The sequence below is a fragment of the Kitasatospora sp. NPDC101176 genome, from assembly GCF_044768035.1.
Lineage (GTDB): Bacteria > Actinomycetota > Actinomycetes > Streptomycetales > Streptomycetaceae > Kitasatospora.
Window position 1 is genome coordinate 66,512 of the sequence record NZ_JBIWPA010000040.1, and the last position, 9,615, is coordinate 76,126.

The window sequence follows — 9,615 nt, forward strand, 5'->3', positions numbered from 1 at the left end:
GGCGGTGGGTGGGGCCCGGCGACGGCAGGGTTCTCCTCGGCGGTGAGACGCAGATCCGCCACGGCGCCGCGCACCCCGGTCTCCGCCGTGCCGACCAGGACCACCAGCAGCCGCAGGAAGGCCGACAGCGTCGCCACCCTGCCCGACCCACGCCGCCCGCGTCGCTGCTGGCCCATCTCTACGACCGTCCGATTCACCGGTTTGGCTGTCGGCCAATCAGGTGACGGACTGTCAGTCCGGACGGGTATCGTCACGAAGCGAGGTCGGCTGGTTACCGGATGAAGGGTGCAGAGGTGAGCGAGAACGCTGTCCTGGCCGAGTTGTGTGAGCGGCTGCCCATCATGGCTGAGGAGTTCGGATTGCAGCTGATCCCTGCCGTGCCAGAGGACCACCCGGGTCGCGCGCATGTGGACTACGAGGCGATGGCACCAGAGGAACTCTGCGGTCTCGCACGTGCGACCGGCGCCCGGGTGTTGTTCCACCGCACGACCATGTTCGACGCCGAGAGCTTCCTGGAGGAGTTCGTCGACCAGAGCGACGACGAGGACTCTGACCCGGCCCGTGCCGCCGAGACAGAGGCAATCCAGCGGCTACGGCGCCGAGCCAAGCGACGCAACGGCCAGGTCGAAGAAGTAGAGCTGTGCGTGATCCTGGACGGCATCGCCGTGTTCTGGTCCCGCCGGGCCACATGGGCAGCCGACCTCGAAGCCGAGGCCGACACGGCGCAGCACGAGCAGAACGGTCTTGTCGAACATGTCCGGACCCGCAGGGCACAGGACGAGGAAACGGAGATCACCCGCATCGCACGCCTGCTGCAGGAAGACCGGGCGTTTCGCGAAGCCAAGGGCCCGGGGGAGCGACGCCGCGCAATTGAGCGCCTGGTGCCGGCGCCGCGCGACGAGGACTACGAGGCAGGGCAAATGCGGTGGCGAGCGATCCGGCAGGCCACCAGCGCCATCGAGGAAGCAGCCGAGGCCGTCTTCGGCGACTACATGACCCAGCTGACCGAAATCGCCGACGAACTGGTCGCGAGCGGTGCTCTCGACAATGCCCGTACCATCCCGGCCCGCAGGATCCACCTGAAGAAGTTCCTGAGCGAGCGCTCCGGCGGCTACGCCCCACCGGCTGATCTGATCACCTTGATGATGGAGCTACCCCAGCTGCGCGACTCCGCTGGTACCAAGACCGCCTCCCTCGCCCGGCAACGGCACGAGGCGCTGTTTCCCATGGAGTAGACGAGGACGGCGAGGGACCGGGCGACGCGCTGCGCCGGAGCTGCTTGAGGAGCCGGCCTCGGCCCGGCGGCGCTGCCCGACCCGCCGGTGCTCTGCTTCGTGAGGGAGACGGAGTCAGGCTGAGGCCGTCCCGTCGGGGTCCCGTGCTGCCTCCTGGCGGAGGAAGTTCGACAGTTCGTCGAGTAACCGTCGGGGCCTCGCGGCCGCATGATCGTCGCCGCACGCCGTCAACAACTCGACGGCCCGGTGCAGACAGTGGCGCGCCTCGTCGAAGCGCTTCAGTCCCATCAGGGCGATGGCGAGGTTGTTTCGGGCAGCGCCCTCACCGTGCCGGTCGCCGAGCTGGTGGAACACGGCCACCGCGCGGGCGTGGGCCGTGTGGGCCTCGTCGAAGCGCCAGGTGTGGTTGAAGGCCACTCCCAGACAGGTCAGCGCCTGGGCCTGGCTGTGGGGGTCTCCTGTCGCCTCGTAGATCTCTATGGCCCGGCGGTGGGAGGAGACCGCCTCGTCGTAGCGTCCCGCGCCGGTGAGTGCCGAGCCGAGGTTGTTCACGGCACGGCCCTGGCCGTGGAGGTCGCCGATCGCCTCGTGGATCTCCACGGCCCGCCGGTGAGCGGAGATCGCCTCGCGGTAACTCCCCATCGCGTTCAGGGCCGAGCCCAGGTTGGCCAACGCCTGACCCTGGCCCCGCAGGTCGCCGATCGCCTCGAAGATCGTGAAGGCTTCGGTGTGCGCTCCTGCGGCTTCGCCGAACCGCTGCAGGTGCCGCAGGGTGAGGCCGCCGTTGTTGAGCTCCACGGCCTGGCCGCGGCGGTCTCCCGTCTGCCGGAACACGGTCACGGCCCGGGAGTGCGCCGCCGTGGCTTCGTCGAACCGCCGCACCTCGCGCAGGGCCGATCCCAGATTGCCCAGAGCCTGGCCTTCGCCGTGAAGGTCTCCGGCCTCCCGGAGGGCGTCCGCGGCCCGGGAATGGGCGGCGATGGCTTCGTCGAACCGCCGCAGCTGGCGCAGGGCGAGGCCGCGGTTGTTCAACGCGGTGCCTTCGCCACGTCGGTCCCCCGCCTGCCGGAACAGGGCGCAGGCCGTAGCCGTGACGGTGAGCCAGTCGTCGAAGTACCGGTGGAGGTCGAGGAACTGGCCCAGGGCGAAGGCCAGACCGGTACTGGTCTCCGAGTCACCGAGCACGGCCGCACTTTCGCAGGAGGCGACCAGGTTGGTGCGTTCGGCCTCCAGCCAGGTCAGGGCCTCCGCACGCCCCGGAAATCGCGGCGAGACGGTGGCAGGTGGCGGCTCCAGGTGGGTGGCCGCCGCGGAGGCGGTGTCGCGGTAGAAGGTGAACAGCCGCTCGCGGGCGGCCTCCCGTTCGCCGACGCTCCGTTCGACGCAAGCCCGCTCGCCCGCGTACAGGCGGACCAGATCGTGCATCCGCCACCGGGCCGGGACCTGCTCCTCGATCAGGTGGGCCTCGGCCAGCAGGCACAGCAGACCGTCGGCCGTATCGGGGTCGATGCCGGCCAGACGGGCAGCGGCGTCGGTGGACAGGTCGGGGCCGGGGTTGAGCGCCATCAGCCCGAAGATCCCGGCCTGACGGCTGTCGAGCAGTCTGTGGGACAGCTCGAAGGCGGCACGAACGGCCCGGTCGGGGCGCCGCAGTCGGTCCAGACGGGAGTGCTCCGCGCTCAGGTCGGCGGCCAGAGCGGCCACCGAGCGGGTCGGCCGGGCGGCCAGGATCGCGGAGGCGATGCGCAGCGCCAGCGGCAGGCCCGCGCACAACCGGCCGACGGCGGCGGCCGCGTCCGGATCGTCGACGACCCGGGTGTCGTCGTCGCCGCGGGCGTGTCGCAGGGCCCCGTCGAGGAGGTCGAACGATGACTGCTCGTCGAGGACACCGAGATCCCGCAGGCGGGCGTCGAGGCCGTCGAGGGTGTGGCGGGACGTGACCAGGACCGCGGTGATCCCGTCGGTCGGAAGGAGCGGGCGCGCCTGCTCGATGGTGGAGGCGTTGTCGAGGACGACCAGGATCCGCTGCCCCTGTGCGGCGAAGGCGGCCAGCACGCTGCGGTACAGCCGCTGCCGGTCCTGAAGGCCGCCGGGGACGTGTTCGCCGGGGATGCCGAGCGCGCGCAGCAGGCCTTCCAGGGCCCGCTCCGGGGACAGCCGCAGTTCGGGGTCGTAGCCGAAGAGGTCCGTGAACAGCACGCCGCCGGGGAACCAGCCCGGCTCCTTCAGGGCGCGGACCGCGGTCTGGATGACCAGTTCGGTCTTGCCGATCCCGGCCAGACCGGAGACGGAGGTGACGAGCACCGCCCTTCGCCCACCCGGATCGCCCCCGCCCGGAGCCAGGTCCTCCAGCAGCGCGCAGACCTGGGCGTCGCGGCCGGTGAAGGCCGGAGAAGGGGCCGGCAGGCCGGACAGGGCCGGGGTGATCCGCGGCGGCAGCCGCACGGTGATGTCACGGCCCTGGACGACCGCGGATAAGAAGATCCCTCCGTTGACCGTGTTGTGGACCTCGCCGACCTTCTGAGCCGCGTCCCCCATGGCCTCCACCCCCTCGTGGGTCCATGGATACCGTTGCCCGTCATGGGCGGGCAAGCCTGCGGACGTCGGGAGTGCGGCACGCGGTGGGCCGCGAGGCAGCCCCGACTTCGCCGCCGTTCTCGACGGTGTCGATGACGCGCTGGTGGTACTGGTCGAGGGTTTGGCCTGCGAGGTGTGTCGGTGCTGCTCGGGGGTGGAAACGCGGATCCTCGGCAGGTGGCCGGCTGAGGCGCGCCGCCGGGGGTGCAGGATTCGCTGCGGCCCGCCTGTCCCGTGTCAGCCCTGTTCCCGTGGTCAGCGCTGCCTGAGGCCGTTGAGGAGGTAGTCGATGCGGGCGGCGGTGTCGTCCGGGTCGAGTGGGCCGGTGCCGAGCAGGAGGCGGTAGTAGACGGGTCCGAAGAGGAGTTCGACCATGGTTCGGGTCGGGACGTCGGTGCGTAGTTCGCCGGCTCTGACGGCTTGGTCGAGGCGGCCCTGCCAGGCCTTGTTGCGGGGTTCGAGGAAGTCGGTGAGGAGGTTTTCGGCGAGTCGGGGGTCGCTCTGGGCGTCGGCGACCAGGCCGCGCCAGATGACTCCGAGTTCGGTGCCGAGGGCCTGGATGACTCCTTGTGCGGCGGCGGTGATGTCGGCGGTGATGTCGCCGGTGTCCGGGACGCCGGAGAAGGGCCCGGTGCGGTCGTTGAGGGCTTCGAGGACGACGGCGGCCCTGCTGGGCCACCAGCGGTAGATGGTCTGTTTCCCGACTCCGGCGGTGTGGGCGATGCCCTCGACGGTGACCCGGGCGTAGCCGTCGCGGACGGCGATTTCGAGGGCGGCGTCGAGGATGGCGCGGTGGGCGCGCTGGTTGCGGAGGTCCGGATTCGGGGCTGGTGGCATGGTCCGGATTATTCCACGAGACGTCACGTGCCGTCTTGACGTGATCGTCTCGCTCGAGGAACATGGTCCGCGAGGCGAGACGAGACGGTGCGTCACGAGACGAGACGGTGCGGGTTGCCGTACGGGGGAAGCCGTTTCCGTCACGGGGGATCGCCTCTGCTGGAGCTGTCCCAGAAGGCCGGTCCGGACCGGTTGGAGTGCCCGCAGTGCGCGGCAGTGGGTGGAGGGGCTGGGCCTGTTGGTGCTGCCCGCCCCGACCAGGCGCGAGCAGGTGGCCGCCCTGGCCTTCGCTCCGGACGATCCGTGGTGGGAGGACCGGGTGCTGCACGCCAAGCTCCACCCGGCGAAGGACCGGAAGGCGTGACCGGGGTGCGCTTGGGTTTGGTGACTGGTACGGGTGAGCAGGGGCGGCAGCTCCGGTCCCGTCCGGCGCTTGACTGTGAGGTGTGAGCGTGCGAGCGAGGTGGCATGAGCTGGTGGGTGCTCAGCCGCCTGGCGGGTGCGTGGTCCTGCCGGAGGTCAGCCCCCAGAGCCCGGCCACCTCGTAGTAGATGCCGTTGACCAGTTGCAGAAGCAGCAGCGTGACCGGCCAGAGCAGGGCGCCGAGGCCGGGCACCGTGTCGACCGGCAGGGTGTAGGCCATCACGATCCGTGCGGCGGCGTCGAGCAGCATGGCCACGCCCCAGATCGCGGTCGAGACCCGCCAGATCCGCCGGAAGGCGGGCTCGCGTTCCCACAGCACGTCCCAGGAGGTGCCGTCGGAGCGGAACCGGCCCTCCAGCAGGGGGCGGCCGGCGTGGAAGAGCAGCGGGCGCCTGGCTCTGATCGAGGCCAGGAACCAGAGCCCGGCCACGCCGGTCAGCCAACCGTCCTTGGCCAGCAGGAACCGGGGGCTGCCGCTGACCAGCGCGGCTGCGACGCCGAGCAGCATGGTCCCGGCGATGAATCCGGCCATGCCCTCCAGGCTGCGAGTGCGCTGCCACTGCACCGCCGTGGTGAGCGCCGGCAGGACGGCCCCGGCCAGCAGGGCTACGAAGACGCTGACACCGCCGGCGCGCAGGCCGTAGTACACCGCGATCGGGACCACGACGTCCCAGGCGACGCCGAGCAGCAGGCTCCGGCCGCTGGGCCGCGGCGGCGGCTCGGGGACATCGCCGGTGGCACTTCGCTTGTCGGTCACGGTGTCCCCCAGGTCACAAGAAGGCCAGGGCATCGTCGACGTCGTCCAACTCCCCGCTCTGTCGGCCGACCCGCGAGATCGGCTCCGGCTCAGGGCCGATGGTCTCACCCGGCATCGGGCACCGGTAGCGCAGCGAGCCCTCCTCCTCCCCGGTGTCCACGCAGATCCCCTGTCGGGAGCGCCGGACGTCCCTCAGGGGCAGCCAGCCGACCACGACCACCGGGAGACGTCCGTGAGCACCCGTCCAAGCCCCGCCCAGGCCGACGACACCGGCCGCTTCGTCACCGTGCCGACGTGGGCCGAGATCCTCGAGCGGCACTTCCCGCCGAAGGAGCCGGCCTGACGCGCAAAGCGGGTCCGCCCGGTCGGGTGAAGACGTCCCCGGCCGGGCGACGCGGCTGCTCCGTTCGTCCTACGACCTGTCAGAGGACGTTCCCAGCGTCCCCGGTAGGACGAACCACCTGTGCACCACCTCCCCGACCACGTCCCGGCCCGGCACCCCTGCGCTGCCCGCCGGCCCGGCTCGCAGCAGCCGCAGAGCCGCAGAGGGGCGGTGGACGGCATGAGTCTGACCTCCGGTCTCAGCCGCCCCCGCACGCCGCCGCGCCGCTTTCTGGATCGGGAGCTGTCCGCCGGTCCCGAGCCGCTGCGGGAGAACTTCCGCGCCCGGTACGCCGCCTCCCCGTCCTGATGCCGCCTGAAGGGGTCGGGACCGAGGCCGGCACCGTCGGCACCGCGATCGACCGGCGCCTGCGCCTGGCGTTCACCGCCGCCGGTCCGGACCGTCCGGGATCAGGCACCGTCGGGCCCAACTGCCCCGACGGAACGCTACTGGGCAGAGGCCTCCGGAGTGGTGAACAGGTCCTGCAGGGTCTGGGCCGCCAGGTTGAGCAGCCAGGCATGGGCGGGGTCGTCGTCGTACCGCTTGTGCCAGAGCAGATAGAGGGGTACGGGCGGCAGGTCGAACGGCAGCGGCAGCGTGGCCAGGCCCAGCTGCTCGCGGGCGGAGCGGGTGACCGCGTCGGGGAGGGTGACCACGACGTCGGTGTCACGGGCGAGCTGCAGGGCGGTGTCCGTCGCGGGGGCGGAGACGATGACACGGCGCTCGTGGCCGAGGGCGGTGACGACATCGTCGACCGGGTCGCGCAGGCTTCCACGCCGGGAGACGGTCACGTGGTCGGCCGCCGCGTACCGCTCGACGGTCACCGGTCCTTCGGTGAGCGGATGGCCCGCCCGGACAGCGAGGATGATCCTGTCCTGGCCGATGAGGCGGTGATGGATGTCGGGCTGAGACGGCGGTCCGGCGCTGGAGGCCACATCGACCTCACCGCGACGCAGCTCAGGGGTGTCGTGGCCGGGCTCGACCGTCAGACGCATCTTCACCCCCGGGGCCTGGCGGTGCACCGCGGCGACGAGGGCACTCCCGCAGGCGGTGGTGAGGGCGTCGTGCAGGCGGACGGTGAACACCCGCTCCAGGCTCGCCAGGTCGAGGTCCGTACGGGCGGACAGCAACTGGTGAGCCTGCTGCACCAGGGCGTGGACCTCGGTGCGCATGGCCAGCGCGCGGGGCGTGGGCGTCATATGGCGTCCGGTGCGGACCAGGATCTGGTCGCCGGTTGCTCTGCGGATACGGCCCAGCGAGCGGCTCATCGCCGGCGCGGTGACGTGAAGTCGGTCCGCGGCTCCGGCCACGCTGCCCTCTTCCAGCAGCGCGTCCAGGGCGGTGAGCAGATTCAAATCCAATTGCATGACAGTAACTATAGAAGTGTAAATCATGCACTGTTTGGTAACGGTTGAGGATACGTGCACGGTCGGGCACGCGGCGAACCGATCGTGTTTACGAGTAGGTCGGCCTGGCCAGAAGCAGGCCAGGTCGTGGTTCGACCCGCGTCAGGCACCGTGCGGCACCTGCGGCACCTGCGGCGCATGCCCGTTCGGCCGGCTCGGCCGACGGGTGCTGGCAGGGGCGTGCGGCATCGCGGTGCGGCCACCGTCCGTCCAGAAGGGGTACGGGCCGAGCGATGAAGATCACCATCAAGATCGCTCTCGGGATCGGGGTCCTCATCGGATACGTCCTGGGGCGACTGAAGAAGGGACGGTGGGCCCTGTCGGTGGCGAGGTTGTTCGCCGGACGGAGCCTCGACCCGCGAGCGCTCGCCATCGAAGCGCTGCGGAAGCTGGGGGAGGAGGGGAGCGAGACCGCGAGGTCCTCGTGACCGCGCCCGTGGCTCGGCAGATCGGGCGGACGGCCTGGGGCGAGCCCGCGTCGGGCGGTCCTGCTCATCCGGCCGGCAGCTCGGTGGCGGGCCGGCCGGCGGCGATGGCGGCCTCCAGCTCGGCGGCGAGCACCCCGAACTCCCCGGGCAGGTCGCCGAGCAGGCACGGAGCCGGATAGCGGCTTCGGCGTCGGTGAGTTCGTCGTTGGCGGGGAGAACGGCGCCGAAGGTGCGGTTGCCGCGTGCGTCGAAGCCCAGAGTCGCCCTCTCCGTAGGGGCCGGGTCACCCTGGGGGCCAGCCAAGGTGTGCAAAAGACGGCCATGAGCTGCGGTCCGGGATGGAAATTTCGTACCTGCTCGTCTGTGACCCACAGCCACGACCGTCGCTCGGCTCGGCATCGGCCTTGGGCCGCGCCGAGGGAGGCTGGAATTCCTCGGGCCATCGCGGGAAGGTGAGAGCCCTGGATCTTCGAGGAGGCTGAGGTGGCACGGGAGCGGATGGTCCTGGGAGAAATGCTGGCAGCGGCCGAGGCGGCGGCGCCGGAGTCCTGGCCACCGGCCAGATCCTGCGCATCGCACTGGACGGAAGCGGTGCGCAGCTCGTCAACGCCGGCCACCCGCACCCGCTGAGGCTGCGCGAGGGCACCGTCGAAGAAATGCCCCTGCGCGCCGACCTGCCCTTCGGCGTCGCCGGGCAGGGCCGGTACAGGGTGCAAAACATCAACCTGCGCCCCGGTGACCGGCTGGTGCTCTATACCGACGGCATGCAGGACCGCCGGGCGGAATCCGTCGACCTGCCCGCCGTCATGGTCGCCACCGCCACCGAGCACCCGCGGGGGGGCATGGTCGTGGCCGTCACCGACGCCTGCGGCGGCAAACTCCAGGACGACGCCACCGTGATGTGCCTGGACTGGCACGGCCCCACCACCAGGGGACGCCAAGCCCATGCCGGCGCCAACACCTGAAACGGCACACCCCACATCCGGAAGCACCGGGCAGGCCTGTCAACGGCCTTGAGGTTCTCCCAGGCGGCCGGCTGCTCCTCGCTCAGACCGCGCCGGGCGGCCTCCAGGTCACCGCTCCGCGAGGGCGGCGAGCCGAGGAAGGCGCGGCGCTCGGCCCGCACGGCCGTCGGCGCCCGCTGCGCCCGGATCAGGCGGTCGGGTGCCCGAAGGTCTTCGGGTTGCCTACGGTCCGGAATCTACGTGCGGCCGGACGTGCACCCGGCTGCGCCTCGCGATGCCCGGCCGTGCCGGGGCGGCGGGTTTTCTGTCATGCGGGTACGCGGCCGGTGGCTTGGTGGTTGTTGGCGGGATTGTCCTGCTGTGGTGCGTCCGCGACGGTCCGGGTACGCCGACGCCCGGCCGTGTCGAAGGGTTCGGCCGTCGGGGCTCGCGCCGGTTGCGGCGGGAGGCTCGGAGGGGCCGCTGGCGTGGGGGAGGACCGCGGGGGCCAGGGCCGGTGGGCCAGGTCGTGGCGCAGGGCGTCGAGGTGCGCCAGGTGGGTGTCGACGGCGTCGAGGGCTGCGGCGGACGTCCGGTGGATCCGCTGTTCGATGGCGGTGAGCCGG

9 protein-coding genes and 1 pseudogene are annotated in these 9,615 nt (G+C 71.5%); 5 read left to right on the plus strand and 5 right to left on the minus strand.

Going from position 1 to position 9,615, the window contains the following annotated elements:
- The first annotated feature begins 293 nt into the window (after positions 1 to 293).
- The gene (locus ACIRS1_RS34880) at positions 294 to 1,235 is read left to right on the plus strand and encodes a hypothetical protein (RefSeq protein ID WP_402846328.1); all 942 of its coding nucleotides are present in this window, start codon (positions 294 to 296) and stop codon (positions 1,233 to 1,235) included.
- A 114-nt stretch (positions 1,236 to 1,349) separates the two neighbouring features.
- On the opposite strand, the gene ACIRS1_RS34885 is transcribed toward ACIRS1_RS34880, so the two are convergent.
- Together ACIRS1_RS34885 and ACIRS1_RS34890 are read right to left on the minus strand one after the other, a co-directional pair.
- Positions 1,350 to 3,773, minus strand: a complete 2,424-nt coding sequence (locus ACIRS1_RS34885; protein WP_402846330.1) for an ATP-binding protein — start codon at positions 3,771 to 3,773, stop codon at positions 1,350 to 1,352.
- A 294-nt stretch (positions 3,774 to 4,067) separates the two neighbouring features.
- Positions 4,068 to 4,649: a TetR/AcrR family transcriptional regulator gene (locus tag ACIRS1_RS34890; RefSeq protein WP_402846332.1), complete on the minus strand. Its 582-nt coding sequence runs from the start codon at positions 4,647 to 4,649 to the stop codon at positions 4,068 to 4,070.
- 238 nt (positions 4,650 to 4,887) lie between these two features.
- Between ACIRS1_RS34890 and ACIRS1_RS34895 the strand changes: the two genes are divergently transcribed.
- Positions 4,888 to 5,013 carry a hypothetical protein gene (locus ACIRS1_RS34895; protein ID WP_402846334.1) on the plus strand — a complete coding sequence of 42 codons (126 nt, stop codon included), beginning with the start codon at positions 4,888 to 4,890 and terminating at the stop codon, positions 5,011 to 5,013.
- A 120-nt stretch (positions 5,014 to 5,133) separates the two neighbouring features.
- Here the strand turns inward: ACIRS1_RS34895 and ACIRS1_RS34900 are convergent, their stop codons facing one another.
- On the minus strand, positions 5,134 to 5,829 hold the full coding sequence (locus ACIRS1_RS34900; protein ID WP_402846336.1) for a VC0807 family protein: 696 nt from the start codon (positions 5,827 to 5,829) through the stop codon (positions 5,134 to 5,136).
- A 13-nt stretch (positions 5,830 to 5,842) separates the two neighbouring features.
- Positions 5,843 to 6,049 carry a hypothetical protein gene (locus tag ACIRS1_RS34905; protein WP_402846338.1) on the minus strand — a complete coding sequence of 69 codons (207 nt, stop codon included), beginning with the start codon at positions 6,047 to 6,049 and terminating at the stop codon, positions 5,843 to 5,845.
- A gap of 342 nt (positions 6,050 to 6,391) precedes the next feature.
- Here ACIRS1_RS34905 and ACIRS1_RS34910 point away from each other — a divergent pair, with 342 nt between their 5' ends.
- On the plus strand, positions 6,392 to 6,520 hold the full coding sequence (locus tag ACIRS1_RS34910) for a hypothetical protein (protein WP_387903157.1): 129 nt from the start codon (positions 6,392 to 6,394) through the stop codon (positions 6,518 to 6,520).
- Positions 6,521 to 6,657: 137 nt separating this feature from the next.
- On the opposite strand, the gene ACIRS1_RS34915 is transcribed toward ACIRS1_RS34910, so the two are convergent.
- On the minus strand, positions 6,658 to 7,578 hold the full coding sequence (locus tag ACIRS1_RS34915; protein WP_402846340.1) for a LysR family transcriptional regulator: 921 nt from the start codon (positions 7,576 to 7,578) through the stop codon (positions 6,658 to 6,660).
- Between the two features lie 272 nt (positions 7,579 to 7,850).
- Here ACIRS1_RS34915 and ACIRS1_RS34920 point away from each other — a divergent pair, with 272 nt between their 5' ends.
- On the plus strand, positions 7,851 to 8,045 hold the full coding sequence (locus ACIRS1_RS34920) for a hypothetical protein (RefSeq protein ID WP_402846342.1): 195 nt from the start codon (positions 7,851 to 7,853) through the stop codon (positions 8,043 to 8,045).
- A gap of 536 nt (positions 8,046 to 8,581) precedes the next feature.
- Positions 8,582 to 9,010, plus strand: a pseudogene (locus ACIRS1_RS34925) (PP2C family protein-serine/threonine phosphatase); the annotation flags it as partial.
- Between the last annotated feature and the right edge of the window lie 605 nt (positions 9,011 to 9,615).